This window comes from Cellulosimicrobium sp. JZ28, from assembly GCF_015327065.1.
Taxonomy (GTDB): domain Bacteria; phylum Actinomycetota; class Actinomycetes; order Actinomycetales; family Cellulomonadaceae; genus Cellulosimicrobium; species Cellulosimicrobium funkei.
Genome location: NZ_CP017660.1, coordinates 3,996,430 through 4,022,708, shown reverse-complemented (window position 1 = coordinate 4,022,708; position 26,279 = coordinate 3,996,430). Strand labels below are relative to the sequence as shown.

Annotated in this window: 25 protein-coding genes; 8 read left to right on the top strand and 17 right to left on the bottom strand. The window is 74.1% G+C overall.

Annotated elements, in window-relative coordinates; all coding sequences use genetic code 11:
• Genes BJP59_RS18075 through BJP59_RS18055 form a run of 5 tightly spaced genes read right to left on the bottom strand, consistent with a single transcriptional unit; the run spans nucleotide 1 to nucleotide 5,951 of the window.
• Nucleotides 1–1,857, bottom strand: a complete 1,857-nt coding sequence (locus tag BJP59_RS18075) for a cation:proton antiporter (RefSeq protein ID WP_194521658.1) — start codon at nucleotides 1,855–1,857, stop codon at nucleotides 1–3.
• A 57-nt stretch (nucleotides 1,858–1,914) separates the two neighbouring features.
• Nucleotides 1,915–2,361 (bottom strand): ATP-binding protein, encoded by a 447-nt coding sequence (locus BJP59_RS18070; protein ID WP_051028349.1) that lies wholly within the window; start codon nucleotides 2,359–2,361, stop codon nucleotides 1,915–1,917.
• Between the two features lie 7 nt (nucleotides 2,362–2,368).
• Nucleotides 2,369–2,704, bottom strand: a complete 336-nt coding sequence (locus BJP59_RS18065) for an STAS domain-containing protein (protein WP_051028350.1) — start codon at nucleotides 2,702–2,704, stop codon at nucleotides 2,369–2,371.
• The gene (locus BJP59_RS18060) at nucleotides 2,701–4,716 is read right to left on the bottom strand and encodes a glycosyltransferase family 2 protein (RefSeq protein ID WP_194521657.1); all 2,016 of its coding nucleotides are present in this window, start codon (nucleotides 4,714–4,716) and stop codon (nucleotides 2,701–2,703) included. The genes BJP59_RS18065 and BJP59_RS18060 overlap by 4 nt, the downstream gene beginning before the upstream one ends.
• Nucleotides 4,713–5,951: a PP2C family protein-serine/threonine phosphatase gene (locus BJP59_RS18055; protein WP_194521656.1), complete on the bottom strand. Its 1,239-nt coding sequence runs from the start codon at nucleotides 5,949–5,951 to the stop codon at nucleotides 4,713–4,715. The genes BJP59_RS18060 and BJP59_RS18055 overlap by 4 nt, the downstream gene beginning before the upstream one ends.
• Before the next feature lie 232 nt (nucleotides 5,952–6,183).
• Here BJP59_RS18055 and BJP59_RS18050 point away from each other — a divergent pair, with 232 nt between their 5' ends.
• The 3 genes from BJP59_RS18050 (at nucleotide 6,184) to BJP59_RS18040 (ending at nucleotide 8,038) form a co-directional block, all read left to right on the top strand.
• Complete coding sequence (locus BJP59_RS18050; protein WP_194521655.1) at nucleotides 6,184–6,699, top strand: mycothiol transferase; 516 nt, start codon at nucleotides 6,184–6,186, stop codon at nucleotides 6,697–6,699.
• Nucleotides 6,700–6,767: 68 nt separating this feature from the next.
• The gene (locus tag BJP59_RS18045) at nucleotides 6,768–7,544 is read left to right on the top strand and encodes a class I SAM-dependent methyltransferase (RefSeq protein ID WP_194521654.1); all 777 of its coding nucleotides are present in this window, start codon (nucleotides 6,768–6,770) and stop codon (nucleotides 7,542–7,544) included.
• Nucleotides 7,511–8,038: a ClbS/DfsB family four-helix bundle protein gene (locus tag BJP59_RS18040; RefSeq protein ID WP_194521653.1), complete on the top strand. Its 528-nt coding sequence runs from the start codon at nucleotides 7,511–7,513 to the stop codon at nucleotides 8,036–8,038. Before BJP59_RS18045 ends, BJP59_RS18040 begins: the two co-directional genes overlap by 34 nt.
• Before the next feature lie 240 nt (nucleotides 8,039–8,278).
• On the opposite strand, the gene aspS is transcribed toward BJP59_RS18040, so the two are convergent.
• The 12 genes from aspS to BJP59_RS17980 all read right to left on the bottom strand — a co-directional run bounded on the left by aspS (nucleotide 8,279) and on the right by BJP59_RS17980 (nucleotide 21,427).
• Complete coding sequence (aspS, locus tag BJP59_RS18035; protein ID WP_194521652.1) at nucleotides 8,279–9,589, bottom strand: aspartate--tRNA(Asn) ligase; 1,311 nt, start codon at nucleotides 9,587–9,589, stop codon at nucleotides 8,279–8,281.
• A gap of 505 nt (nucleotides 9,590–10,094) precedes the next feature.
• On the bottom strand, nucleotides 10,095–10,775 hold the full coding sequence (locus BJP59_RS18030; protein WP_194521651.1) for an XRE family transcriptional regulator: 681 nt from the start codon (nucleotides 10,773–10,775) through the stop codon (nucleotides 10,095–10,097).
• A gap of 42 nt (nucleotides 10,776–10,817) precedes the next feature.
• Nucleotides 10,818–11,075: a hypothetical protein gene (locus tag BJP59_RS18025; protein WP_194521650.1), complete on the bottom strand. Its 258-nt coding sequence runs from the start codon at nucleotides 11,073–11,075 to the stop codon at nucleotides 10,818–10,820.
• 56 nt (nucleotides 11,076–11,131) lie between these two features.
• On the bottom strand, nucleotides 11,132–12,082 hold the full coding sequence (locus tag BJP59_RS18020; RefSeq protein ID WP_194521649.1) for an NAD(P)/FAD-dependent oxidoreductase: 951 nt from the start codon (nucleotides 12,080–12,082) through the stop codon (nucleotides 11,132–11,134).
• A gap of 324 nt (nucleotides 12,083–12,406) precedes the next feature.
• Nucleotides 12,407–12,940: a DUF1016 N-terminal domain-containing protein gene (locus tag BJP59_RS18015; RefSeq protein WP_228485166.1), complete on the bottom strand. Its 534-nt coding sequence runs from the start codon at nucleotides 12,938–12,940 to the stop codon at nucleotides 12,407–12,409.
• A 148-nt stretch (nucleotides 12,941–13,088) separates the two neighbouring features.
• On the bottom strand, nucleotides 13,089–13,805 hold the full coding sequence (locus BJP59_RS18010; RefSeq protein WP_194521648.1) for an N-acetylmannosamine-6-phosphate 2-epimerase: 717 nt from the start codon (nucleotides 13,803–13,805) through the stop codon (nucleotides 13,089–13,091).
• Nucleotides 13,802–14,803 carry an ROK family protein gene (locus tag BJP59_RS18005; protein WP_228485165.1) on the bottom strand — a complete coding sequence of 334 codons (1,002 nt, stop codon included), beginning with the start codon at nucleotides 14,801–14,803 and terminating at the stop codon, nucleotides 13,802–13,804. Before BJP59_RS18005 ends, BJP59_RS18010 begins: the two co-directional genes overlap by 4 nt.
• A complete protein-coding gene (locus BJP59_RS18000; RefSeq protein WP_034652676.1) occupies nucleotides 14,796–15,719 on the bottom strand; it encodes a dihydrodipicolinate synthase family protein in 924 nt (307 codons plus the stop codon). The genes BJP59_RS18005 and BJP59_RS18000 overlap by 8 nt, the downstream gene beginning before the upstream one ends.
• 74 nt (nucleotides 15,720–15,793) lie before the next feature.
• A complete protein-coding gene (locus tag BJP59_RS17995; protein WP_144681231.1) occupies nucleotides 15,794–16,636 on the bottom strand; it encodes an ABC transporter ATP-binding protein in 843 nt (280 codons plus the stop codon).
• Complete coding sequence (locus BJP59_RS17990) at nucleotides 16,633–18,732, bottom strand: dipeptide/oligopeptide/nickel ABC transporter permease/ATP-binding protein (protein WP_194521647.1); 2,100 nt, start codon at nucleotides 18,730–18,732, stop codon at nucleotides 16,633–16,635. The genes BJP59_RS17995 and BJP59_RS17990 overlap by 4 nt, the downstream gene beginning before the upstream one ends.
• Nucleotide 18,733: 1 nt before the next feature.
• Complete coding sequence (locus BJP59_RS17985) at nucleotides 18,734–19,690, bottom strand: ABC transporter permease (RefSeq protein ID WP_021481963.1); 957 nt, start codon at nucleotides 19,688–19,690, stop codon at nucleotides 18,734–18,736.
• Nucleotides 19,691–19,822: 132 nt separating this feature from the next.
• Entirely contained in the window at nucleotides 19,823–21,427 is a 1,605-nt protein-coding gene (locus tag BJP59_RS17980) for an ABC transporter substrate-binding protein (protein WP_086149537.1), read from the bottom strand.
• Nucleotides 21,428–21,527: 100 nt separating this feature from the next.
• Between BJP59_RS17980 and BJP59_RS17975 the strand changes: the two genes are divergently transcribed.
• From BJP59_RS17975 to BJP59_RS17955, 5 genes are all read left to right on the top strand, one after another.
• Complete coding sequence (locus tag BJP59_RS17975; protein ID WP_144681223.1) at nucleotides 21,528–22,283, top strand: FadR/GntR family transcriptional regulator; 756 nt, start codon at nucleotides 21,528–21,530, stop codon at nucleotides 22,281–22,283.
• A 61-nt stretch (nucleotides 22,284–22,344) separates the two neighbouring features.
• Nucleotides 22,345–23,346: a Gfo/Idh/MocA family protein gene (locus tag BJP59_RS17970; protein WP_228485164.1), complete on the top strand. Its 1,002-nt coding sequence runs from the start codon at nucleotides 22,345–22,347 to the stop codon at nucleotides 23,344–23,346.
• Nucleotides 23,343–24,425, top strand: coding sequence for a Gfo/Idh/MocA family protein (locus tag BJP59_RS17965; RefSeq protein ID WP_194521646.1), 1,083 nt, complete (start codon nucleotides 23,343–23,345; stop codon nucleotides 24,423–24,425). The genes BJP59_RS17970 and BJP59_RS17965 overlap by 4 nt, the downstream gene beginning before the upstream one ends.
• Nucleotides 24,425–25,207: a glucosamine-6-phosphate deaminase gene (gene nagB, locus BJP59_RS17960; RefSeq protein WP_137280243.1), complete on the top strand. Its 783-nt coding sequence runs from the start codon at nucleotides 24,425–24,427 to the stop codon at nucleotides 25,205–25,207. The genes BJP59_RS17965 and nagB overlap by 1 nt, the downstream gene beginning before the upstream one ends.
• 269 nt (nucleotides 25,208–25,476) lie before the next feature.
• Nucleotides 25,477–26,148, top strand: a complete 672-nt coding sequence (locus BJP59_RS17955; protein WP_076406800.1) for a hypothetical protein — start codon at nucleotides 25,477–25,479, stop codon at nucleotides 26,146–26,148.
• Nucleotides 26,149–26,279 lie beyond the last annotated feature (131 nt).

Genomic DNA, 26,279 nt, shown 5'->3' with positions numbered 1-26,279 from the left:
TCAGTCGTCGTCGCCGGGCACGTAGGGCCCGCGGCGGAGCTCGAGGTCGATCTGCTCGGCGTCCAGCAGGTCGAGCGCGTGCCGCAGCGCCTGCGAGCTGTACGCGCCGGACGTGCGCGCGTCGAGCAGCGCGACGCGCTGCGCGGCGATCGCCCGGAGCCGCAGCTCCTTGTACTGCGCGAACAGGTCGGCCGACGTCGCGGCGTCGGTGTCGCGGTTCTCCAGCTCGCGCACGACGTCGCGGCGCACGCGGGCGACGACGTCACCGTCGTAGGTGGTGCCGTCGGCGCGGCGGAGGTCGGGCGCGTCGATCACGGCCACGGCCGCGCCGTCGAGCTCGGCACGCACGGCGCCGCGGTCCTCGTCGGCGCGCGTGGACCCGCCCGAGAGGCCGAGGCGGCGCACGACAAATGGGAGCGTGCCGCCCTGCACGACGAGCGTCCCGGCCGCGACCCCGAAGGCGACGAGCACGAGGAACGAGCGCTGCGGGGTGTCGAGCGGCAGGGTCTGCGCCGCGGCGAGCGTCACGACGCCGCGCATGCCCGCCCACACGAGGAGCGTGCCCTCTCGCCACCCGAGCCGCTCGGCCGTCAGGTAGTCGATGTCGGCGGCACGACGACGCAGCGACGTGCGGATGCGTCCGAGGCGGGCCTGCGGCACCTCCTTCGGGCCGCCCGTGCGCGCGACCTCGCGGTGCCGTCCCGAGGGCTCGACCGTGGCGAGCGGTGCCTCCGCCGGCCCGAACCGCGCGTCGAGCTTCTCCTGCATGCCCTCGATCACGTCGCGCATCGACTCTCCCCGCCGCGCGCGTCGCGCGAGCGACCGCAGGAGCGTCGCGACGTACGCGGAGCGCACGACGAGGATGACGACGGCGGCGAGCGCAGCGATGCCGACGGCGCGCCACAGGCTGCCGTGGGCCTCCTGCACGTCGGTGACCAGCGCGAACAGCTCGAGCCCCATGAGGAGGAAGACGGTGCCTTCGAGCAGCAGCTCGACGGTCCGCCAGTTCGACTCCTCGGCGAGCCGGTGCTGGGGCCGCAGGTACTTCGCGGCGCCGTTGCCGGTGACGAGGCCCGCGGTGACGACGGCGACGAGGCCCGACGCGCCGAGCTCCTCCGACGGCAGGTAGGCGAGGAACGGCACGACGAAGGACACCGCGGTGCTCAGCGCGGGGTTGGCGAGGCGGCGCCGGACGAAGAGGCCGAGGAACCCGACGAGGAACCCGACGAGCACGGCGACGACGACGGCGAACACGAAGTCGCCCGCGACCGACCACAGCGACACACGGGTGGCGGACTCCCCGGTCGCGACGGCGATCCCGATCCCGGCGATGGCGGAGCGCAGGAGGACGAGGGCGGACGCGTCGTTGAGCAGGCTCTCGCCCTCGAGCAGCGTGACGACGCGGGGTGACGCGCCGAGCCGTTTGACGATGGACGTCGCGACGGCGTCGGTCGGGCTGACGATGGCGCCGAGCGCGAAGCCCGCCGCGAGCGGGATGCCGGGGATGAGCCACGTGAAGAGGTAGCCGAGGAGCGCGGTGCTGATCAGGACGAGGACGACGGAGAGCCCGCTGATCGCGGTGAAGTCCCGCCGGAAGTCCATGGTGGGCAGGCCGACGGCCGCCGAGTAGAGCAGCGGCGGCAGGATCCCGGCGAGGATCCACTCGGGCTCGAACTCGATCTCGGGGACGGCGGGCACGAAGCTCACGACGACGCCGACCGCGACGAGCACGAGGGGCGCGGCCACGCCCGCCTTCGGCGCCAGGGCGTTGACCCCGACGATCGCGACGACCGCGAGCGTCCCGACGACGATGAGGGAGAGGATCTGCTCCTCGGTCAGGCTGAACGGGAACTCCATCTGCACCTCCGGCTACCGGCGCCGCGCCCGGGTCGGCGCGCGCGGGACGCCCCCACGCTAGCCGCCGGGGCCGTCTCCGGCGGTGCGCACGCGGCGTTCGAGGCGCCACTCGTTGCCGGAGGTCCCCGCGACCCAGCGGTGCTCGAGCCGGTCGACGCACGCCCGCGCGAGCGCGAGCCCCCGCCCGGACTCGGCCTCGGGGGGCGGCATGGTGCGGTCGAGGTCGACGTCGGCGGCGGGTGCGGTGTCGCGCAGCACGACGACGACGCGTCCCGCCCCGGCGTCGAGCTCGGCCCGGACCTCGACCGTCTCGGGTGCGGGCGAGTGCCGCACGATGTTCGCGGCGATCTCCGTCGTGGCGAGCTCGACGGCGAGCCGGTCGTCGGTGGGCACCCACGGCGCCTGGCCCCAGAGCGCGGCGAACGCGTCCGGGAGGGCGTCGAGCCACGGCGGGGACGCGGTCGCGCTCAGCACGACGAGCGGGGCGTCGTCCGGCGGGGTCACGCGGGGGTCACCCGTCGGCGAACGCGCTCGCCGCGTCGTCGTGCACGCGCAGCACGCGGTCGAGGTTGGTGAGCCGCAGGACCGTCGCCACGGAGGGCGCGGCGTTCGCGAGCCGCAGGTCTCCGCCGGCGGCGCGCGTCGTGCGCAGCCCGCCGACGAGGGCGCCGAGGCCCGAGGAGTCGACGAACTCGAGGCTCCCGAGGTCGACGACGAGCCGGGTCCGGCCTGCCTCGACGAGGTCGGTGACCGCGTCGCGCAGCTGGGGTGCCGTGGTGAGCGTGAGCCGCCCCCGCGGCACGATCACCGCCCCCGTCTCCTCGAGCGGTGTCACGTCGAGCTTCACTGGTCCTCCGTCCGTCGTCCGGTCATCGTCGTCTCCGGCACGGGCTCGCGCGGCGGGCGCGGGCCGGAGTACCGCGCGGCGGGGACGAGCACCCCGAGCACCGCGAGGTCGTACGCCACCCAGGCGAGGGTGACGAGGGTCGCGCCGAGGTCGGCGTCGAACGCGACGAGGCGCACCGTCCCGACGACGGCCGAGACCACGAGCAGCACCATGGCCGTCAGCTGGGGCCAGATGGTGCGCCAGGCCGGCCGGTGCTCCCCGGTCCGCGTCTTGGGCGTCACGACGAACCCGAGCGGGCGGCCGAGGACGACGTTCGCGAACGCCGTCCCGCAGGCCCGGATCCACACCGGGAAGAGCGCGAGCGAGTACTGCTGCCCCCGCCAGGTCCGCACCCCGCGCGCCACGACGAGGAACAAGAGCTGGTTGAGCACGAAGTACGGCACGAAGCGCACGAAGAAGTCCGTCCCGAACGCCTGGACCGGGAGGATGCCGAAGCACAGGTACACCATGGGCGCCGCGAGGTACGCGAGGGCGGCGAAGCCCGCGAGGTAGCTCCACATCGTCGCGAAGTACATGAGCCGCTGCCCCACGCGCAGCCCGCGCAGCGTGAGCGGGTTCTCCCGGAGCATCACCTGCACCGTGCCCTGCGCCCAGCGCAGGCGCTGCTGGAGCATCGTCGGCATGTCCTCGGGGGCGAGCCCGTGGGCCAGGACCTCGTGGTGGTAGACCGACCGCCAGCCGAGCGCGTGCAGCCGCATCGCGGTGGCCATGTCCTCGGTGACGGAGATCGTCGCCATCGGCATCACGGCCTGCGCCTCGTCGCTGCGCCCGACGTCGACCGCGTCCGCGAGGCGGCGCACCGCCTCGACCGCGACGAGGGGCGAGAGGTCGCGCCGCGCGAGCCGGTCGAGCGCCTCCTCGTCGACGACGAGCTGGCCGATCTCCTCGTCGACCTGGAGCGGGCCGCCGGACACGAGCTCGGGCTCCACCGTCGCCAGCTCCGCCCGCAGCGCCTCCACCTGGCCGGCGACGACGCTGCGCGACGCCTCGTCGACGCGGCGCTGGAACCGGTAGGTGACGTCGGCCGCGGGCTCCCCCGCCGCGAGGGCGCGGCGGGCCTCGTCGGCCTCCGCGCGCAGCCGCTCGACGGCGGTCCGCACCGCCGGGTCGGCCGCCTCCGGCGAGCGCGCCGCCCGGGCCAGCACCGAGCCCGCGGTGCGCAGCGCGCGCCGCACGCCGACCGTCACGCCCCGCACGTACCCGACGACGCCCAGCTGCATGAGCGCCTCGCGCCGCAGCACGGCGTTGGAGCCGCAGAAGAACGCGGCGTTCCACCCGTCCTTCCCCTGCTGGATCGGCCCGTAGAAGAGCGGCGCCTGGCTCCCGAGGGGGTCGGCGTCGTCGACGTTGACGAACCACTGCGGGGTCTGGACGATCGCGACGCGCTCGTCCGCGGTGAAGTACCCGACCGTGCGGTCGAGGATCGCCGGGTCGGGCACCTGGTCGGCGTCGAGCACGAGCAGCAGCTCACCGTCCGTCTGGAACAGCGCGTTGTTGAGGTTGCCGGCCTTCGCGTGCCGCGGCTTGCCCGCCCAGCTCGCGCTGCGCGTGAGGTACCCGACGCCCGCCTCCGCCGCGGCGGCCCGCATGCTCTCGCGCGCGCCGTCGTCGAGGATCCACGTGCGGTGCGGGTACCGGATGGCCCGGGCCGCGCGGGCGGTCGCGAGGACGAGCTCCTCGGGCTCGTCGTACGTCGTGACGAAGACGTCGACGGTGACGCCCTCCGGGGCGGGGGGCGGCTCGCCCCGCTCGCGCAGGCGCCACATCGTCACGCCGAAGAGGGCGGTGTCCACGAGGCTGTACGTCTCGGCCAGCACGAGCGGGACGGCGATCCACCAGTGCGACCACGCCACGGAGTCGAGCCACCGCCACGCGACGTAGTTGACGCCCGTGACCAGCGCCAGCACGACGAGCACGCGGATCAGCGCGAGCCGCCGCGCGGAGCCCCTCATGCCGCGACCCGCTCGACCACGAGGACCGTGAGGTCGTCCCCGACGTACCGCCCGTCGGCGAGCCCGACCAGCACGTCGAGCGTCGCCGCGGCGTCCCCGGCCTGCCGGACCTCGCGGGCCGCACGCGCGAGGGCCGGCCCGTCCGGGACGGGCAGCGGGACGTCCGGGTCCAGGAGGCGCGGGTCCCCGCCCGGGACCCCGAGGTCGGCGAGCAGGTCGACGAGCCCGTCGCTCACGACGACGAGGCGGTCGCCCGGGTCGAGGGTCACGCGGTGGACGACCCGCGCGGTACCCGGCGCGACGCCGAGCGGCAGGCCGTCCGCCTCCAGGCGGTGGATGCCGCCGTCGGGGCGCAGCACGCTCGCCAGGCCGTGGCCCGCGTCGACGTACGCCAGCCGGCCGCTCTCCCGCTCGACCGTGGCGCACCAGGCGGTGACGAACGACCCGACCTCCTCCAGGTCCGGGGCGAGCAGGTCGTCGGCCGTCTCGACGCCCGCCGCGAGCGACGGCGACCGGAGCGCGGGCCGCAGCGCGGCGCGCGCCGACGCCGCCACGATCGCGGCGGGCATGCCCTTGCCCATGACGTCCGCGACGACGAACCCGGCGCCGTCGGCCGTCGTCGTCCAGTCGTAGAAGTCGCCCCCGACGCCGCGGGCCGGCAGGCACCGCGCGGCCACCCGGTAGCCCTCGAGCTCCGGGGCAAGGCGCGGGAGGAGCCCGCGCTGGACCGCGCCCGCCCGGTCGAGCTCGACGTCGTGCTGGAGCTCCCCCTGGACCCACAGCGCGAGGTCGCGCAGCAGGGAGCGGTCGGCGTCGTCGAACCGGCGCGGCCGGGTGTCGATGACGCACAGCGTGCCGACCAGCTCGCCGCCCGGCGCCGCGATGGGGTGCCCGGCATAGAACCGCAGGTGCGGGTCGCCGACCACGAAGGGGTTGTCGGCGAACGTGGCGTCCTGCGCCGCGTCCTCGACGACGAGCGTGCGGTCCGCACGGATCGTCACGTCGCAGAACGCACCCTCGCGCTGCGCGACCGGGCCGTCGAGGCCGACGAAGGCCTTGCGCCACTGCCGGTCCGCGTCCACGAGCGTGATGCTCACCGTCGGGACGCCGAACAGGCGCTGCGCGAGCCGCGTCACGCGGTCGAACCGTTCCTCGGGCGAGCTGTCGAGCACCCCGAGCCGCTGGAGCGCCAGGACCCGCGTGCGCTCGTCCTGGAGCGCGTCGGTCGTCGTCAAAGTCTCTTCCCCCTGCTCGTGCCCCTGCGTCGTGACGCGACCTCCCGACATCTATCACGGAGTGCTGCGCGCCGCAGGGGCAGGAGACCGTCCGCACGTCCCGGACCTGGACCTTCGCCCGTACGCGCAGCCGCGCGTCTCGGCGTGAGGCCGCTCCGGTCGCGAGCGTCCCGCGGTCCGGAGACGCTGCCAGAGGCGACGAACCGCCGGGCACCCGAGGAGAGGGAGGACCGTGGACGCGATCACCGTGCTGGAGGACCTGTTCGGGAGGATCGGGCCGACCGCGACGCGCGCGATCGACGGCCTCGGCGAGGACGCGCTCACCGCGCGCGTCGACCCGGGCGCCAACACGATCGCGTGGCTCGCGTGGCACCTCGCGCGCGGGCAGGACGCCCAGGTCGCGGGCGCCGTAGGGCGGGACCAGGTGTGGACGCGCGACGGGTGGGCCCGCCGGTTCGACCTGCCGTTCGACGACGGCGCGACCGGCTACGGGCAGTCGGCCGACGACGTCGCCCGCGTCCGCGCGCGCGACGACCTGCTGCTCGGCTACGTCCACGCGGTCCAGGTCGAGTCCCGCGACGTGCTCGCGTCCCTCACCGCCGACGACCTCGACCGGGTCGTCGACGAGGCGTGGGACCCGCCTGTGACGCTGGGCGTCCGGCTCGTGAGCGTCGCGGTGGACGCCCTCGAGCACGCGGGCCAGGCCGCCTACCTGCGAGGCGTGCTCGAGCGCACCGGGCGCGCCTGACGCAGCGCGGGATCGCCGAGCGAGGCGCGACCGCCGAGCGCCAGGATCTGCGGTCGTAGGGTCGGACGATGGGGAACCCGACGCACTTCGACGCGCTGGCGGACTCCTACGGATCCGCCCGTCCGCCGTATCCGGCCGAGCTGTGGGAGCGGGTGCGTCGGACGGGCCTGGTCGCGCCGGGGCGGCGAGCGGTCGACCTCGGCGCGGGCACCGGTGAGGCGACCGGGCCGCTGCTCGCAGCGGGGGTCGACGTCGTCGCCGTCGAACCGGGCACGCAGCTGGCCGTCGTGCTCGCGGCCCGGCACCCGACGGCGGAGGTGGTCGTCACACGGGCCGAGGACGCCGAGCTCGGCCGAGCCGCGTTCGACCTGGCGGTCGCCGCGACCTCGATCCACTGGATGGACCTCGACGCGCTCCTGCCCCGGCTCCATCGCGCCCTGGTTCCAGCCGGGCGGTTCCTCGTCTGGCGGCACGTCTTCGGGGACCCGTCATCCGAGATGCCGACACGGTCAAGCCCGGCAACGAGTCCTCGAGCAAGGAAACCAAGCACTCGTTGGTCACGGACGCGAGTCCTGGGTGCCGAACCCACCCCGTTGGACGGCGACCACATCACCGCGTTCCCCGTCTGCCCTCACCACTCTCGCCGTCGTCGGCGGAGCCACCGCTCTCGACGACGGCGCACGGCACCTCATCGACACCTCGGGTCAGAAGGCATCGACGCGGCAACCGCGGCCTCGCTGGCCGAGGGCCGCGTCGGCTCGTTGCACACTGTGTGCACGGGGATTCCCCGTCGTCCACGAGTGGAGCATCGATGCCTGTGCCGCGGAGCAAGTCGGAGCTGTTGAGCGCGATCGGGAGCGAGTACGACGCGCTGGTGCGTGACCTGGACCGGGTGCCGCCCGACCGTGCGCGGGAGGCGTCCATGCCCGCACATCGAGCAGGGGCCGTGATGAGCCCTGCAGATCTCGTGGCCTACCTGGTGGGGTGGAACGAGCTCGTCACGTCATGGCACGCGCAGCGCGCCAGGGGAGAGGAGCCCGAGCTTCCGGCTCCGGGCTACCGGTGGAACCAGCTGGGGCCGTTGGCCGAGAGGTTCTACGCGGACTGCGCCGACGTGCCGTGGCCTGTGCTGCTCGCCAGGCTCGACGTCGCGCGAGCGGAGATCGTCGCTCTCGTGTCCGACGCGAGCGACGAGGAGCTGTACGGGGCGTCGTGGTACGGCAAGCACACCGCCGGCCGGATGATCCAGCTCAACACCTCCTCCGCTTACGCCAACGCCCGACGCCGGCTGCGCACGTGGTTGCGCACGCTCCCCGACAGCCAGGCCACCTCGTCGTGACGCTCCCCGGCGGCGCGCATCGATGCCGGACGTTCTGACGGGTCGCCGACGCTCGCCGACGAGCTCGGCGACTCCGTATCGATCATCCGCCTCCTCAACGATCGGGCCTGTGGGTGCCCCCCAGGGCGTGGCCGAACGTGTGCGGGACTCCGTGCAGCCGATTGAGAACGTACCGAGGCTCGTTGGGGCGGGTCACGAGCCCCTGGTTCGTCAGTCAGCCCGCCGGTCGGGGTTCTACGGTCAGGGAGTGAGGCGGTGCAGGTCCCGGGGGAAGAGCGCCACCTCACGGACGTTGGGCGCCTCCACCAGGCGGGCGACCCAGCGCTCGAGGCCGATCGCGAAGCCGCCGTGCGGGGGCATCCCCTGGGCGAACGCCTCGAGGTAGGTCGCGTACGGCTCGGCCGTCTCGCCCCGCACCGCCAGCGCGGTGACGTAGTCCTGGTAGCGGTGCAGCCGCTGTCCGCCCGTCACCAGCTCCAGGCCGCGGAAGAGCAGGTCGAAGCTGTTGCTCCAACGAGGGTCGTCGGGTTGCGGGTGCGTGTAGAAGGGCCGCTTCCGCATCGGGTAGCCCTCGACCGCGAGGAAGTCCGAGCCGTGGGTCGACCTCGCCCACGCGCCGAGGGCCCGCTCGTGCTCGGGGGCGAGGTCCGGCTCGTCGTCCGCCGCACCGACGAGGGCGAGCGCGTCACGGAAGTGGATCACGGGGATCTCGGACGGCACGACCGGCAGCGCCGGCCCGAGCCGCTCGACGGCGTGGCCCGCCCCGTCCCGGAGCGCCCCGACCATGCCGGCGAGCACGTCGCGCAGCACCGCCAGGACGTCCCGGTGGTCGCGCACGAAGCCGAGCTCGACGTCCAGGGAGACGTACTCCGCGAGGTGGCGTGCCGTGTCGTGGGGCTCCGCCCGGAAGACCGGCCCGACCTCGTACACGCGCTCGAACACGCCGACCAGCTGCTGCTTGAAGAACTGCGGGCTCTGGGCGAGGTAGGCGGTGCGGCCGAAGTAGTCGACGGGGAACACGCTCGCGCCCGACTCCGTCGCGGACGCGACCAGCTTGGGCGTCTGGATCTCGGTGAAGCCCGCCGCGTCGAGCGTGGCGCGGAACCCGCGCAGGCTCGCGGCGGCGAGCTCCCAGCGGGCCCGTCGGGCCGGGTGCCGCCACGTCACGGCCGCGTGGTCCAGGAGCGTGGGCAGCGCGACGTCGAGGTCGGGGCGCCACAGCTCGACCGGCGGGCGGGTCGCGGGCGCGCCGAGCAGGGTGACCGTCGGCGCGGTGATCTCGACGCCGCCCGGTGCCTGCGCGTTCGCCGTGGCCGTCCCCGTGACCTGGACGGCGGTCTCCTCCGGCGGCAGCCCCTCCGCGGGCACCTCGTGCGGACGCAGGACGACCTGGGCGAGTCCGGTGCGGTCGCGCAGGACCAGGAAGGACACGGTCGCGAGCTCGCGGCGGCGGTGCACGTGCCCGCACAGGGTCACCACGTCTCCGGGTGGTGCGGCGGCGACGTCGGCGGTCAGGGTGCGAGCGGGGGCGGGCGGGGCAGGTGGTCTCATGACTCCTCCAGGGAAGGGCAGGCCCTGGAGGTGCGGGCGGGGGCTAGGTCGCGGTGCCACCACACCTTCGTCGACGTCTCGTCGACCTCTCGTCGGTACGCCGTCACGCGCGGGGAGCCGTCGCCGGTGTCGCCACCGGCCGAGGGTCGTCACGCCTCGCGGCCACCACCGCTGATGATAGGGCGGCAGGCAGTGCTGTGCACACCGCCGTGCGGTACCGGCGTGGCGGTTTGGCGCTGTTGTGCTGGTCTCGGCGAGCGACCTTCCACATACAGCACCGCGACTCGAGGTCGGCGAGCCCGACATCGCGCCAGCGCGTCTTTGCTCTCCTGGCTCTGCTGGACCTCGCGGGCCGCGCGGCGCGCGACGGTAATGGTGCCCTGACGGGTCAGCGACCGCCGCGGGGCAGCGCCCCAGCTCGACAGCTGGTGCGACCCACATCACTCGAGCGTCATTGCCTCGACGCGTTTGACGGTTCTGGCGCCCCATCGATCGTGTGACCTGATCATGCCTCTGCATCCGTCGCTGTGGGCGCGGTCTGCGGCGCGATGCGATGCCCAGGAGGTTGGTGGGGGTGGTCAACACGGCGCAGGTGGGACTCGCCGGGTCGGCCGTAGAGGCTGAGCACCTCGGCCGGTCCGTCGCCGGCGCTTCCGAACCAGTGCGGGACGCGGGTGTCGAAGTCGACGACCTCGCCAGGGCCGAGGACCAGGTCCCGGTCGCCGAGAACTAGGCGCATGCGGCCGGACAGGACGTAGAGCCACTCGTACCCGTCGTGCGAGCGCGGTTCGGGCGACGCCGCTCCGGTCGGGATGACGATCTTCCACGCCTGCAGGCCGCCGGGCACCCGCGTGAGCGGGATGACGGTGCGGCCCTTGACCCGCTCGGGCCTGAGGGTCGCGCGCGGGTCGCCGAAGGCCGGCGCGCCGACCAGGTCTTCGAGCGGCACCCGGTAGGCGTGCGCCAGCGGTAGGAGCAGCTCCAGCGTGGGCCGGCGTTGGCCGTTCTCCAACCGGGACAGGGTGCTCTTGGAGATGCCGGTGGCGGCCGCGACGGCGGAAAGGGTCGTGCCGCGCCGGGCTCGGATGGCGCGCAGCCGGGGGCCGATCCCGCCGAGAGCGGCCGCGATGGCCGCTCCGGCTTGGAGCGCCGCGAGAGGACCCGGCTCGGCGGGATCGGTCGTCACGGGGCTATTGGACCGGGTCGCGAAGTCCACGGCAAGGAGACGTCATCGGTCGGCCCGGCGGCGCAGGATGCCGGCGCGCAGGCGGTGCAGGTGCGGCATCAGGCCATAGATCACCACCGGCACGGCCACGGTGACCAGCACGAGCGTCCGTACGACGACGGGCAGCGGAGCGAGCACGTCTCCGAGCAGCAGGTTGAGCACGGTCAGGGTGGGGAATACGGCGAGCCAGATCATGATGGCCATCTGGTGCTGGGTCGGCGGCGGGACGACGGCGGCAGGCGCGACGGGCGTGGCGGTCATACGGGCAACTCCTTGCATCGGTACGAACGTGGTCCGGGGGTGGGCGGGCGAGCGCGTCAGGCAGGCACGCCGAGCCGCCAGGCGGCCACAGCGTCGGCGACGTCCTCTTCAGTGAGGTCGTTGTTGATGGCGATGGCAGCGGCAGACCCCTCGCCGGCGGCGGTGATCATCTGGGCGCGCGGGTTGGCCACGTTGCCGGCGGCCCAAACTCCGGTGACACTCGTGCGCCCGGTGGCGTCGGTGGTGACCCAGCCCGTGTCACCCCGGACAGCGCCGAGCCCGTCCAGCAGGTCGTCGGTAGCGACGAAGCGCGGCCGCACGAACACCGCCGTGCGTGGCACGAGCCGGCCGGTGGCCAGCTCCACCCCGACCAGCCGGTCATCCTCGATGACCAGGCGCGAGACGGGCTCGTCGACGACGTCGATCGCCCGAGCGGCCAGCTGCTCGCGCTGGGCAGCACTCACTTCGGCGCCATGGGCGAAATAGATGAGGTCCGCGGACCACTGCCGCACGAGCTGGACGTGCATGAGGGCCTCCGGCGTGCCGCCGAGGACGCCGAGCGGCCGGTCGCGCACCTCATGGCCGTGGCAGTAGGGGCAGTGCAGCACGTCGCGCCCCCACCGCTCGCGTGCACCTGGGACGTCCGGAAGCTGGTCCCGGAGCCCGGTCGCAACCAGGATGCGGCGGGCGGACAACGCCCGGCCGTCCTCGAGCCGCACGTCGAACTGCGGCCGCCGGTCGCTCGCTCCGAGGCCGCGAGCCACGCCGGTGACGGCACCAGACAGCAGCTCGCCGCCGTAGCCCGTCACCTCCTCGCGGCCAGCGGAAAGCAGCGCCGCCGGCGCCCACCCGTCGGCACCCAGGTAGCCCCGCATGCGCGCTGCCGCAGCGTTGCGCGGCCGCCCGGCATCGACCACCGCGACGCGACGGCGCGCACGGACCAGGACCAAAGCGGCGGACAGGCCGGCAGCACCGCCACCGACGATCACGACATCGAGTTCGCTCATGCCGGAGATCCTCGATGATCCGGGTACCCGGCCCAAGGAAAGTTGCCGTTCCGGCAACTGGCTCGCTCCAGTGAGTTCGGCGGCTCCAGGTGTTGCGTCAGGCCGGGACGGCTTGGCGCGCCGTCGGTGGCTGTAGTAGGTCCCTGACGGTGGATGAGCACGGTCTTGCAGAGAGTGGCAGTCGTCAAGGAGCTCCTGCGCGACAAACGAATGAGTGGCAAGAGCCTGCAGGTCACCGGGTGGCGCGTCGCGAACTCTGCCAACCCATCGGTGCGCCTTGCAGTCCTATCGCGTTGCGCGGGTGCCGTTGCCGCAGGTCAAGCATCAGCAGAACTGAGCTCGGGACGAGGGAAGTCCCAGCCGGAAGGTGTCGCATCTGATGCGATACGCACTGCCAGAGACCCGAGCTCGAGCATCATGTCCTGTAGGCGGGCCATCAGCGCTCGTTCGACATCGCGCTCCGCGAGGCGCTCGACCAGGCCCAGGTGCTCGACACGTACGGGCCTTGACCGGCTGCTGCGCCAGCTCAGAGTCCGGGACCTCGAGCGCCTCGGTGAAGTTCGTCGGCGCAGCACCGACGGCGCGCCGCAGGTCGGCCTTGATCTGGTGCTCGAGCACCGCGCGCGACCAGCCGTACTCGGCCGCACTCGCGGCGTACCGGTCCCGCTCCTCGCGAGTCTTCAGCCGGTCGAGCAGCACCGTGACATGGCGCCACGGCAATCGTCCACCAACGTGGTGGACGAACTCCTCCTCCGTCGGCCACGTCTCTGCCGCCCGGCGCATGTACAGCAGGTTCGACCGTGACCAGCCCCGCTGGCCGGGAAGCTCGCGCTGCAGGTCCGCGGCCAACGACGTCACGTCACGACCTTGCTCCCCCAGCCCGCCGCATCGCTCGGGACAGCAGCACACACAGGATTGACCTGGCGTGCACACCGGCCGTGGGGCCGAGGGCGCCTCGACAGAGATCTTGCCCGGCCCCCTCGAGCAGACCTCTTGCCGCACCGCCTCAGGCGGGCGGCGCGACGGCGTCGACGAACCAGGACGTCAGGGTCGTGGGGTGGGTGATCGCGGTGCCCACGCACACGGCGAACGCCCCGTGCACCATCGCCTCGGCGGCCTGGGCGGGGGTGTGCACGCGACCCTCGACCACGACCGGGAGGGTGCAGGCGGCGACCATCTCGTCGACCAGCCCGAGGTCGGGGCCGTCGGTCCGGGGCCGCTCCCCGGTGTAGCCGGAGAGGGTCGTGCCGAGCAGGTCGACGCCCGCGTCCTGCGCGGCGAGCGCGTCGTCGAGCGACCCGCAGTCCGCCATGAGGAGCGCGTCGGTCGTCTCGCGGAGGCGTGCGACGGTCTCGGCGAGCGTGAGCCCGTCGGGGCGCGGCCGGCGCGTGCCGTCGAGCGCGACGACGTGCGCGCCCGCGTCCGCGACCGCGACGGCGTGCCGGAGGGTCGGGGTGATGAAGACCCCGCCGTCGCCGTCCTTCCACAGCCCGACGACGGGCACGTCGACCGCCGCGACGACGGCCGCGACGTCGTCCAGGCCCTGCACGCGGACGGCGGCCGCACCCCCGGCGACGACGGCGCGCGCCATCTGCGCCGTCGTGCGCGGGTCGCGCAGGGGCTCGCCGGGGTAGGCCTGGCAGGACACCGTGAGGCGTCCGCGCATCGCGTCGAGGACGCGCTCGCGCGTCCAGGGGGTCCGGTCGTGCTGCTCCGCGCTCATCGCGCTCCTCCGTCGGTCGTGCGGTCGTCCAGCAGGTTCCACGCGCCGCGCGCCGCGCCGACGACCGCCGCGACGTTCCCGAGCGCGGCGGGCCGCAGCGGCAGGTCGGCGAGCACGTCGACGACCTCCGCGCGCAGCGCGTCCTCGAGCGCGGACCACCACAGGTCGCCCGCGCCGGCCATGCCGCCTCCGACGACGACCACCTCCGGGTCGAGCACGGTGACGACCCCGGCGACGGCGCGGCCCACGGCGCGGGCGGCGTCGCGCACGACCGAGGCCGCGAGCTCGTCGCCGGCGTCGGCCCGGGCGACGACGTCGCGCGTGTCGGGGCTGGTCGCGTCCCCGCCGAGCGCGAGGTAGCGGCGGTGGACGGCCGGGCCCGCCCCGATCGCCTCCAGGTGGCCGGTGCGTCCGCACGGGCAGCGCAGCAGCTCGGCGCCGGGGACGGGCACGTGCCCCAGCTCGCCCGCGACGTGGTGCGCGCCGCGCAGGGGATGCCCGTCGAGCACGACGGCACCCCCCACCCCGGTCCCGACGGCGACGAGCAGCGCGCTGCGCGCGCCCGCGGCGGCGCCGCGCCACACCTCGCCGGCGGCGTGCGCGTCGACGTCGTTCTCGACGAACACGGGCAGGTCGGCGTCCGCCGCGAGGTCGGCGAGCCGACGGCGCAGGCCGCCCGCGACGTCGGTCCCGGGCCAGCCGGGCAGCGTGTCGGTCGCGGAGACGATCACGCCGCGACCGACGTCGACCACCCCGGCCGTGCCGACCCCGAGCGCGCGCAGGCGCGCCGCGCCCGGCAGCGCGGCGACGACCTCGCGCACGACCCCGGCGACGGCGTCGAGCACCGCGTCGGGGCCGCCGGCGGCCGGGGTCGGCACGGCGAGCACGGGACCGAGGGTCCCGTCGGCCGCGACGGTCGCCGCGGCCGTCTTGGTGCCGCCGAGGTCGACGCCGACGACGACCGTCGGCACGGCGGCGTCCGGGGAGGCGTCAGCCACGCAGGAGCCCCGCGGCGCGCGTGATCTCCTCGACCCGCGCGGCGACGTCGTCCGCGAGCGGCTCGACGGGGAACGCGAGGGTCTCGGTCGCGATGAGCCCCTGGCGCTGCGCGGCCACCTTGAACGCCCCGACGCCCGCGGCGTCGCCCGAGCGGCCGCGTGCCTGGAACACGATCTCGAACAGCGCGGCGATACGGTCCTGCTCCACCCGGGCATCGTCCCACTTCCCGGCCTGGGCGAGGTCCCACAGGCGCACGTAGCCACCCGCGTCGACGTTCGCGAGGCCCGGCACGACGCCGTCGGCGCCGAGCAGCAGCATCCCGTCGACCACGACCTCGTGCCCCGTGAAGAGCGCGAGGGGCGAGCCGGCCGCCGCGTTGGCGGCGACGAGGCGGCGGAAACCGACGTCGTCGCCCGACGAGTCCTTGACGCCCGCGAGGACGCCCTCGGTGCCGAGCCGGACGAGGAGGTCCGCGGGCAGCTTCGTCCGCACGCGCACGGGGATGTCGTACGCGAACAGCGGCACGTCGACGGCGGCGGCGACGGCCCGCAGGTGGCGCTCGATCTCGTCGAGGTCGTTGAGCGCGTAGACGGGGGCGGTCGCGACGACCGCGTCCACCCCGCCCGCCACGAGCGCCTTCGCCTGCTCGACGACGCGTGCCGTCGTCAGGTCGATGGCGCCGCCCATGACGGGCACGCGGCCCGCGGCCGTGCGCACGACGGTCCGCACGACGACGTCGCGCTGCGCGTCGGTGAGGTAGGCGACCTCGCCGGTCGACCCGAGCACGAACAGGCCGTGCACGCCCTCGGTGACGAGGTGGTCCACGAGACGCTCGAGGGACGCGACGTCGACCTCGCCCTCGGTCGTGAGCGGGGTGAGGACGGGCGGGACGATCCCGCGGAAGGGGGTGGTCACGAGGAGCTCCGGTTCTGGGTTCAGCGGTGTGGTGGTCGGGGTGGTGCCCGGCGTCGGGCGGGGCGCGGCGGCGCTCACAGGAGCGCGGGCGCCGCGCCGAGCAGGGTGCGGGTGTAGTCGTCCTGCGGGTCGTCGAGCACGCGCGCGGCCGGGCCGGACTCGACGATGCGGCCGCCCTGCATGACGACGATCTCGTCGGAGACGTGGCGCACCGTCTGGATGTCGTGCGAGATGAAGACCATCCCCAGGTCGAGCTCGGCCTTGAGGTCGGCGAGCAGGTTGAGGATCTGGGCCCGCACGGACACGTCGAGCGCGGACGTGGGCTCGTCGGCGACGATCACGTCCGGCGCGAGCGCGAGGGCGCGCGCGATGGCGACGCGCTGGCGCTGCCCGCCGGAGAGCTGGCCGGGCAGCGCGTCGAGCGCCGACTCGGGCAGCCCGACGAGGTGCACGAGCTCGCGCACGCGCGCCTCGCGCGACGCGGCGTCGCCGACGCGGTGCACGTCGAGCGGGTCCCGCAGGGCGTCCCGCACGCGCATGCGCGCGTTGAGCGCGGTGGCCGGGTCCTGGAAGACGACGGACACGACCCGCCCGACGTCACGCCGCACGCGCGTCGTGTACTTGTCCACCGGCTGCCCGCGGAAGCGGATCTCGCCGGACGTCGGCGCCTGCAGCCCGACGAGCACCTTCGCCATGGTCGACTTGCCCGAGCCGGACTCGCCGACGATCCCGAGCGTGCTGCCGCGGCGGACCGCGACGCTGACGTCGTTCACGGCGTGCACCCGGTTGGCCTTGAAGAGCGTGCCCGTGCGGGCCTTGAAGACGACGTGCACGCCGCGCAGCTCGACGACGGGGGTGTCGTGGTCGGTCGCGGACCCCCGCTCCGCGGCGGTCGGGGTCTGGTCGGTGGCGCTCATCGCGTCCCTCCGGTGGTGATCGGGGCGGGGCCACCGCCCGCGACGGCGCCGACCGGCTCGTCCGGCGGCATCGCGACGAGGTGCTGCCCGTCGGCGTCCACGGCGCGCAGCACGGGCCGCACGTCGAGGCCGCGGTCGGGGCGCGACGAGCGCGGCGCGAACCGGTCGCCCGTCGGGAAGTCGCGCGGCGACGGGACCGTGCCGGGGATCTGGTGCAGGCGCGTGGAGCGCTGCTCGATCGAGAGCACCGCGCCGAGCAGGCCCTGCGTGTACTCGTGGCGGGGGTCGGTGAGCAGCTCGCTCGTCGGCGCCTGCTCGACGACCTGGCCCGCGTACATGACCGTGATGCGGTGCGCGATCTGCGCGACGAGCGCGAGGTCGTGGCTGACGAACACCATCGCGAAGCCGAGCTTGACGCGCAGCTCGTCGAGCAGCGCGACGACCTGGGCCTGGACGGTGACGTCGAGCGCCGTCGTCGGCTCGTCCGCGATGACCAGCTTCGGGTCGCGCGTGAGGGCCATGGCGATGAGCACGCGCTGGCGCTGCCCGCCGGAGAGCTCGTGCGGGTAGCTCTTGAGCGTGCGCTCCGGGTCGAGGCCCACGAGCTCGAGGAGCTCCTCGGCCGTGCGGGTCCCGCCGCGGCGCGTGAGCTGCTTCATCTGCGCCCGGACGAGCATCGACGGGTTGAGCGAGCTCAGCGCGTCCTGGTAGATCATCGCGATCTCGGTGCCGCGCAGCGCCGCGCGCTCGCGGTTGCCCATCGCGAGCAGGTCCTTGCCGCCGTACCGGATCTCGCCGCTGATCTGCGCGGAGGGGTCCAGCAGGCCCATGACGGCGAGCGACGTGATCGACTTGCCGCAGCCGGACTCGCCGACCAGCGCCATGGTCTCGCCGGGGCGGACCGAGAACGAGACGTCGTCGACGACCGCGACGTCCCCGTGGCGCGGGAAGCGGATGGACAGGTTGCGCACCTCGAGCAGGGGCTCGGCGTCGCCGTCGTACACGGGACGGTCGGTGCGGGCCGACTCGGCCGCGCGCAGCGTGGCGAGGCGCGAGGCGAGGGGCACGGCCCGCCCGACGTGCGCGACCTGCGGCTCGACGTCGGGCACGACCGGCTCGGACTCGGCGAGGCGTGCCTCGTCCGCCGTCTCGACCGGCTCGTCGGCGTCCATCGCGGTGAGCTCCGCGGCGACGGCCGCGTCGTCGGAGTCGGTCGCGACGGCCTTCGCCGGGGTGGCGCGCGTCGCCCGCGGGGCGGCGACCATGGCGTCCGTCATGCCCTCGGAGAGGATGTTGAGGCACAGGACGGTGAGCATGATGGCCAGGCCCGGGAAGAACGTCGCCCACCAGTAGCCGCCCATGACGAGGTCGCGGCCGGCGGCGATGATGTTGCCCCACGAGGGCTCCGGGTCGGGGACGCCCGCCTGGATGAAGGACAGCGACGCCTCGAAGACGATCGCGTCGGCCACGAGCACGGTGGTGAACACGAGCACGGGCGCCGCGCAGTTGCGGGCGACGTGCTTCGCGAGGATCCAGGCCGTGCGCGCGCCCATGACGCGGGTCGCGGCGACGTAGTCCTCGCCGTACTGGTCGAGGATGTTGGCCCGCACGACGCGCGTGAGCTGCGGCGTGTAGAGGAACGCGATCGTCAGCACGAGCACGGGCAGCGAGCGGCCGAAGACCGAGACGAACACGGCGGCCAGCGCGATGCCGGGGAACGACATGACGATGTCGAGCACGCGCATGAGCGTCTCGGAGACGCTCTTGCGGGCCGTCGCGGCGACGGCGCCGAGCACGGCGGCCGCGGCGAGCGCGATGGCGGTGGCCCCGAGGCCGATGACGAGCGAGTACCGCGCGCCGTAGACGACGCGGGAGAAGATGTCGCGCCCCTGGCGGTCGGTGCCGAACCAGTTCTCCGCGCTCGGGGGCTGGACGGGCGTGCCGGTGGCGAGCGGGTCGTGGCTCGCGACGAGCGGCGCGAAGACGGCCGCGAGCGCCACGAGGAGCACGAACGCGAGGGAGATCTTGGACCCGAGGGGCAGCGCGCGCAGGCGCAGCCCGGGGGTCGAGAGTCGTTCGGTGAGCTGTCGGCGCACGTCACACCGTCCTGATCCGCGGGTTGACGAGCACGTAGAGCATGTCGACCACGATGTTGATGAGCACGAACGCGAGCGCCACGGTGAGGGTCACGCCCTGCACGAGGTTGGGCTCGTTGTTGGTGACGCCGTTGAGGATGAGCGTGCCCATGCCGGGCAGCGCGAAGATGATCTCGATGACGACGGCGCCGCCGATGAGGTAGCCGACGCGCAGGCCGAGGACCGTGATCGGGGTGATGAGCGCGTTGCGCAGCACGTTGCGCCCGACGACGACGTGGCGCGGGATGCCCGCGCCGATCGCGGTGCGGACGTAGTCCTTGTCGAGCTCCTCGACGACGGACGTGCGCACGACGCGCGTGAGCTGGCCGACGACGGGGATCGCGAGCGCGAGCGCGGGCAGCGTCATGCGCGCGAGGTAGCCGCCGAGGTCCTCGGACGGGTCGGGCAGGGGGCCGCTCGCGGGCAGCCACCCGGCGCTCAGCGTGACGACCTGGATGAGCAGCACCGCGAGCCAGAACGACGGCGTCGCGAGGGACGCGACGGACACGACGCGGATCGCCTTGTCGGGCCAGCGGTCGCGGTAGAGCGCGGCGAGGATGCCCATGACGAGCGCGGCCACGACGGCGATGACGAGGCCCATGAGCGTGAGCTGCAGGGTGATCGGCAGGGCGCGCGCGACCTCGTCGGCCACGGGCACCTGGCGGGCGCTGAACGTGCCGAGGTCCCCGTGCAGGAGGCCGCCGAGGAACGCGACGTACCGGACGAGGAGCGGGTCGTTGAGCCCGTTGGCCTCGCGGTACGCCTCGCGCGCCTCGACCGAGGCGCCCTCGCCGAGGGCCTGGATCGCGGGGTCGACCTGCGAGAACGACATCACGAGGAACACGAGGAACGTGATGCCGAGGATCATGATCGGCAGCTGCAGGAGGCGGCGTCCGACGAGTCGCAGCAGCGCGCTCATGGTCGACCTCCTGGTGCGTCGGGGGTGCGGTGCATGGTCTGTCCGTTCTGGGTGCCGGGCGGGTACCGGGCCCCTCGCCGGGGCGGGCGAGGGGCCCGGGGTCGGTCGGCGCCGAGGGCTACGCGCCCGCGGCTACTTGACGAGGCCGGCGTCGAGGAACGACAGGCCCGTGATGGGCAGCGGCTTGAAGCCGGAGAGCGTGTCGCCGTCCCACGCGGTCGGCAGCTTGCGGTGCAGCAGCGGGTAGAGCGGCACCTCGGTGGAGATCAGGTCGAACGCCTGGTCCCACAGCTCCTGCTGCTCGTCGCCCGACGTGCGGACCGCAGCGTCGAGGATCGACTGGAGCTCGGCGAACTTCGGGTCGTCGTTCCAGCGGTAGCGCGACTGCGACCACACGTTGTCGCCGTACCACCAGCGCATGAGCAGGTCGGGGTCGTTGCCGAAGACGGACGGGTCGCCGGGCGCCACCATGACCTGCAGGTCGCCGTTGTCGACCTTGGTGTACTGGCCGCCGGACTGGCCGATGTCGAGCGTCGTGTCGACGCCGATCGCGTCGAGGTTCTCCTTGATGAGCGGCGCGATGTCCGCGACCCAGCCGGTGTCGGTGGTGAGGAGCGTGATGGACAGGTCGCTCACGCCGGCCTCGGCGAGCAGCGACTTCGCCTTCTCCGGGTCGTAGGAGTAGACGGTCGACGCCTCGTGGTAGTTCGGGTGGCTCTGCGGCAGGAAGCTCGTGGCCGCGGCACCGTTGCCGAGGAGCCCGTTGTCGATGATCTTGTCCATGTCGAGCGCGTAGAAGAACGCCTGGCGCACGCGGACGTCGTCGAACGGGGGCAGGTCGGTGTTGAACATCATGAAGAGCGTGCCGAACGACTGGACCGACTCGACGTCCACGGCGCCCTCGAGCGTCGGGACGTCGATGTAGGGGACGTCCTCGATCGCGCTGACCGTGCCGGAGCTCATCGCGGTGACGCGCGCCGCGGGGTCGGACAGCAGGTTCCACACGAGACCGGCGGCCAGCGCGGGGCGACGGCCGTTGTAGTCGTCGAAGCGCTCGAACGTGATCTTGTCGTCGGGCGTCGCCTGGGTCATCTTGAACGGGCCGGTGCCGACGGGCAGGGCGTTGAACGCCTCGTAGTCGGACTCGACGAGCGCCTTCGGGACGACCTTGACGACCGAGAGACGCTCGGGGACGAGGCTGAACGGGTACTTGAGGTTGATCGAGACCGTGTCGTCGTCGACGGGGGTGACGGACTCGATGAAGTCGATGAAGCCGGCGTAGAGCGACTCGCTCGCCGGGTCGAGCACGCGCTCGAAGCTGAAGACGACGTCGTCGACGGTGACGGGCGTGCCGTCGTGGAAGACCGCGCCCTCGCGGATGTCCACCTCGTAGTGGGTGTCGTCGACCTGCGCCGGGAGGTCGGTGCCGAGCGCCGCGTAGACCTCGCGGGTCGCGGGGTCGAGCTCGGTGAGTCCCTCGAACACGTGCCAGTTCGCGGCTACTGTCACGGCACCGGTGGTGATCATCGGGTCGAAACCACCGGAGAGGGAGTACGAGATGCCCGCCTCGATCACGGCGTCCTGGTCGATCTCGCCCTGGGCGGCGGTGCCCTCGGTCGGGTCGTCCTGCGCGGCGTCGCCACCCGAGCACGCCGCGAGGCCGAGCGCGAGCACGACGCCCGCGGCGACCGCAGCGACTCCCCGGCGACGGGGAGGTGAGCTGACGTGAAGCTTCATTGGTTCTCCTGACATGAGACCGACACTCTTCCGGAGAGAAGATGTCTGATGTCTGACGTTGTGTAGCATGACACTAGGACCAGAAACCGAAGGGGTCAAGATGGCGACACCACGGCGGAGGAGCTTCGCGACGCTCGACGCCTCCAGAGCCGGCAGCACCGGTGCGACCGCACCGCGGCGGACCACCACCGCCGACCGGATCAAGGACTTCATCCTCGGCGAGGGGCTGCGGCCCGGGGACCCGCTCCCCACCGAGGCCGAGCTGTGCGAGCACCTCGGCGTCTCCCGGTCGAGCGTGCGCGAGGCGATCCGCACCCTGTCGACCCTCGACATCGTCGAGGTCCGCCACGGGCACGGCACGTTCGTCGGCAGCATGTCGCTCGACGCGCTCGTCGAGGCGCTCGTCTTCCGCGGCGTCCTCTCCCCCGGCGACGACCTGCGGGCGCTGCGCGACGTCGTCGAGGTGCGCCAGTCCCTCGACCTCGCCATGGCCGAGCGCATCGTCGCGAGCCTCACCGGGACCTCGAACCCCGACCTGCACGCCCTCGTCGACGAGATGGTCGCCGCGGCGTCGCAGGGCCAGTCGTTCCCCACCCAGGACCGGGCCTTCCACACCGGCCTGCTCGCGCGGCTCGACAACTCGCTCGTCGGACAGCTCGTCGCCGCGTTCTGGGACGTGCACACCGCCGTGATCCCCAAGCTCGGGCTCTCCGTCGCCGCCGACCTCGACCAGACCGCCCGCGCGCACGGCGCGATGCTCGACGCCGCCGAGGCCGGCGACGTCGACGCGTTCCGTGCCGCCGTCGCCTCGCACTACCAGCCGATCGACCGGGCCCTCGGGGTGACGACCGCGTGAGACCCCAGCACCTCCCCCGGCCGGGCGACGTTCGAGCCGCCGCCCCGTCGGGATCGCCGTCGTGGGCATCGGGGCGTTCGCGCGCGAGCACCTCACCGCGCTCGCGGCGCTCGACGGCGCGGACGTGCGCTGGGTCGTCGGGCACGACCTGGAGCGCACCCGCGCGCTCGCGGCGCTCGTCCCCGGCGCGCGGGCGACCACCGCGCTCGACGAGGCGCTCGCGGACGACGCCGTGCACGCCGTGGACGTCGTCACCGCGACGCCCACGCACGCGCGCGACACGATCGCCGCGGGCGAGGCCGGCAAGCACGTCCAGGTCGAGAAGCCGGCGGCGCTGTCGCTGCCCGAGCTCGACGCGATGGTCGCGGCGACCGAGGGCCGGGGCACGACGCTCGTCGTCGGGCAGACCGTGCGCTTCCAGCCCGCCGTGACGGCGCTCGCCGCCGCGGCCCGCCGGGGCGAGATCGGCACCCCGCGGCTCGCGCACATCTCCTGGTACACGGGCCACGCGTGGCCCGCCGGATGGCGCGGCTGGCAGCTCGACCCGGAGCTCTCGGGCGGGCACCCCGTGCACAACGGCACCCACATCATGGACGCCGCGACGTGGCTGCTCGACGACGAGCCGGTCGAGGTCTTCGCTCGCGGCTTCCGCACGTTCTCGCCCGACATGGAGTCGCCCGACTCGTTCCACGTGCAGCTCCGCACGGCGTCGGGCGCGCTCGCGACGCTCGAGCTCTGCTACGCGCTGCGCCGCCGCGGCGAGCTCGTGCGCCGGGTCGTGCTCGTGGGGACGGAGGGCACGCTCGCGCACTCGACCACCGAGGAGGACGGCCTGCACTCCGACGCCACGACCGCACCGCCCGTCTCCGTCGAGGGCGCGCTGGGGATCCAGCTCGCGCACTGGCTCGACGTGGTGCGCGGCGACGCGGCGCCCGTCGTCACGACGCCGCAGGTGCGGGCCGCGCTCGCGACCGCGCTCGCCGCGCAGCGCTCGCTCGTCTCCGGGCGGCGCGAGCGCGTCGCCGACGTCCCCGGCTACGCGACCGCGGGGGTGGCCGCATGAGCGCCGTCCTGCGCGTCGCGTTCGCGTCGGCCGTGCGCCACGCGGCCGACTACCTGCGGATCCTCGGCGCCGACGACCGCGTCGAGCTCGTCGGCGTCGTCGAGGAGGCGGACGCGCCCGGCTGGGTGCGCGACGACTCGCGCGCCGTCGCCGAGCGCGCCGGGGTGCCGTACGCCGAGGTCGCCGACGTGGCCGCGGTCGCGGAGGCCCTGGGCAGCGCGGTCGACCTCGTCGTCGTGTGCGCCGAGCCGACCCGGCACGCGCGCCTGGCAGCGGCGCTGCTGGAGGCGGGCCTCGACGTGCTCGTCGACAAGCCCGTCGCGACGACCCTCGCCGACGCCGACCACCTCGTCGCCGTCGCCGCCCGCACCGGGCGGACGTGCGCCGTCGTGAACCGCACGCACGCGCCCGCGCTGCGCCGCCTGCGCGCGTGGGTCGACGCCGGCCACGTGGGCCTGCCGCGCCACCTGGACCTCGAGTTCCTCGCGTCCGGCGCCCACTTCGCGACGTCGGTCGAGCGTCCGGGCCTCGTCGTGGACCGCGCGCTCTCCGGGGGCGGCGAGCTGCTGAACTTCCTCGGCTACTGCGCCGACGCGGCGCACCACCTCACCGGGCTGCGCACCGTCGAGGTGCACGCGTTCGCGGGGTCGCTCTTCCTCGAGCCGCACCGCGAGGCCGGGGTCGAGGACACGGCGGTCGTCACGCTCGAGCTGGAGCGCGGCGTGACCGCGACGATCACCCTCGGGCGCGTCCCGTTCGCGCCCGGCGGGACGCCCACCACGTCGTCGGTGCGGCTGCTCGGGTCGCACGGCCACGCCGTCGCAGACGACGACGCCCCGGCGGTCGCGCGGTTCGGCGCGGACGGTCGGACGACGATCGCCGCGGACGCGGGCCAGGTCGCCGCGGCGGCGTACCTGCGGCACGTGGTCGGGGCGGTGCTGGCCGGCGGACGGCCGGACTACGGGATCGAGGAGGCGCGCGCGTCGCTCGCCGTGATCGACGCGGCGTACCGCTCGGTCGAGACGGGCGACGTGGTCGCGGTGGAGCACCGGACGGTGCCCGAGGAGGCGAGGGTCTGATGGAGGTCGTGATCGCTCCGGCGGAGCGGTTGGCGGTGCTGGCTGCGGATGCCGTGGAGGCGGTGGTGCGGTCGGGTCCGGGGGCGGTGCTGGGGTTGGCGACGGGGTCGTCGCCGTTGAAGGTGTACGACGAGCTGGTGCGGCGTCATGTGCAGGAGGGGTTGTCGTTCGCGGGGGTGCGGGCGTTCATGCTGGACGAGTACGTGGGGTTGCCGGTCGATCATCCGGAGCGGTACCGCAACGTGATCGAGACGGAGATCGCCTCGCGGGTGGACTTCGCTCCGGGTGCGGTGCAGGGTCCGGACGGCAACGCGGAGGACCTGGTGGCGGCGTGCGCGGCGTACGAGGAGTCGATCGCGGGGGCGGGGGGTGTGGACCTGCAGATCCTGGGGATCGGGACGGACGGGCACATCGCGTTCAACGAGCCGGGGTCGAGCCTGGCGTCGCGGACGCGGATCAAGACGTTGACGGCCCAGACGCGCGAGGACAACGCGCGGTTCTTCGGTGACGACGTGGAGCGGGTGCCGCGGCACTGTCTGACGCAGGGTCTGGCGACGATCATGTCGGCGCGGCACCTGGTGCTGCTGGCCACGGGCAAGGGCAAGGCGGAGGCGGTGCACCAGCTCGTGGAGGGTCCGGTGAGCGCGATGTGGCCCGCGACGATCATGCAGATGCACCCGCACGCCACGGTCCTGGTCGACGACGCGGCGGCCTCGCGCCTGCAGCTGGGTGACTACTACCGCCAGACGTACGCGTCCAAGCCCGACTGGCAGGGCCTCTAGCCCGCCGCACGGGCGGCTCGACGACGCCCGGACTTCACCCGCTCGAGAACTGGACGCCTGTCCAGTTGGGTGTCTAGGTTGAGGCCCAGCCGATGCCCGCACCACAGCCCCCTGCAGGTGCGGGCATCGGCGACGACGGCGGTGCCGCCTCATCGTGTCCGACACGCCCGTGCCCCTGCTGCTCCGGTCCCGCTGGTCCGCGGGGTACGGCGGCGCCCGTGGACGACGACCGCCGAGACCCGACCGACCACGACCCGACGGGAACCACCATGAGCACCTCGACCGGGCGCCGCGCCGCCGGGCGGGCCACCGCCGCCGCCGCCCTCGCTGCCACCGCCGCGCTCCTCGCGGGGCCGGCCCACGCGGCGGAGGGCGACACCTACGTGCCGACCGAGCCCTCGATGCGACTGACGACCCTCGCGCCCGTGTGCGAGAGCGACGCCGCGTACCTCGACTACGCGATCGAGGTGGAGGGCACCGACCACGACACCGCGACGGTCACGTGGATCAACCCCGACGGCGAGAGCGTCGTGCAGAGCGGGCTCCCGCTCTCGGGCCGCCTCCTGTGGCCCGGCGCGGTCGTCGACGACTCCGGCCGCGGGGTCGACTGGCCCGGCTGGCGCCTCGAGGACGGCCGGTGGGTCGAGGGCGACGAGTACGACTGGGTGCGCCCCTCCGTCGACGTCCGCTTCGAGGTCAACCCCCACGTCGTCGTGACGACCGTCTACCCGCCGGCGTCCCCCGACTGCGCGACGAACCCGCCCGGGCTGGGCGACCCGGCCGGCGTCGTCCCCGTCTCGAGCACGGTCAGCGCCTCCGCGGCGAACCCGGGCCTCGCGGAGACCGGCGTCAGCGCGGCGCTGTACGCCGGGATCGCCGCGGTGCTCGCCGCCGCGGGCACCGCCGTCGTGATCGCGTCCCGCCGGACCCGCCGCGGCTGAGCCGCCGGAGAGCTCCGACCCGCACCGACGCCCGTCGGCCGCGCACCCCGCGCGGCCGGCGGGCGTCGTGCTGTCCGCGCGCCGCCCTTGACCTTGCCGACCCGCCGGGCTACCTTCCTGACGTCAGACAT

Bases quoted from the DNA above. Each gene is read 5' to 3' on its own strand.
- BJP59_RS18075 (WP_194521658.1), bottom strand. From the start codon at position 1,857: ATGGAGTTCCCGTTCAGCCTGACCGAGGAGCAGATCCTCTCCCTCATC.
- BJP59_RS18060 (WP_194521657.1), bottom strand. From the start codon at position 4,716: ATGAGGGGCTCCGCGCGGCGGCTCGCGCTGATCCGCGTGCTCGTCGTG.
- BJP59_RS18045 (WP_194521654.1), top strand. From the start codon at position 6,768: ATGGGGAACCCGACGCACTTCGACGCGCTGGCGGACTCCTACGGATCC.
- BJP59_RS18040 (WP_194521653.1), top strand. From the start codon at position 7,511: ATGCCTGTGCCGCGGAGCAAGTCGGAGCTGTTGAGCGCGATCGGGAGC.
- aspS (WP_194521652.1), bottom strand. From the start codon at position 9,589: ATGAGACCACCTGCCCCGCCCGCCCCCGCTCGCACCCTGACCGCCGAC.
- BJP59_RS18025 (WP_194521650.1), bottom strand. From the start codon at position 11,075: ATGACCGCCACGCCCGTCGCGCCTGCCGCCGTCGTCCCGCCGCCGACC.
- BJP59_RS18020 (WP_194521649.1), bottom strand. From the start codon at position 12,082: ATGAGCGAACTCGATGTCGTGATCGTCGGTGGCGGTGCTGCCGGCCTG.
- BJP59_RS18010 (WP_194521648.1), bottom strand. From the start codon at position 13,805: ATGAGCGCGGAGCAGCACGACCGGACCCCCTGGACGCGCGAGCGCGTC.
- BJP59_RS17995 (WP_144681231.1), bottom strand. From the start codon at position 16,636: ATGAGCGCCACCGACCAGACCCCGACCGCCGCGGAGCGGGGGTCCGCG.
- BJP59_RS17985 (WP_021481963.1), bottom strand. From the start codon at position 19,690: ATGAGCGCGCTGCTGCGACTCGTCGGACGCCGCCTCCTGCAGCTGCCG.
- BJP59_RS17980 (WP_086149537.1), bottom strand. From the start codon at position 21,427: ATGAAGCTTCACGTCAGCTCACCTCCCCGTCGCCGGGGAGTCGCTGCG.
- BJP59_RS17975 (WP_144681223.1), top strand. From the start codon at position 21,528: ATGGCGACACCACGGCGGAGGAGCTTCGCGACGCTCGACGCCTCCAGA.
- BJP59_RS17965 (WP_194521646.1), top strand. From the start codon at position 23,343: ATGAGCGCCGTCCTGCGCGTCGCGTTCGCGTCGGCCGTGCGCCACGCG.
- nagB (WP_137280243.1), top strand. From the start codon at position 24,425: ATGGAGGTCGTGATCGCTCCGGCGGAGCGGTTGGCGGTGCTGGCTGCG.
- BJP59_RS17955 (WP_076406800.1), top strand. From the start codon at position 25,477: ATGAGCACCTCGACCGGGCGCCGCGCCGCCGGGCGGGCCACCGCCGCC.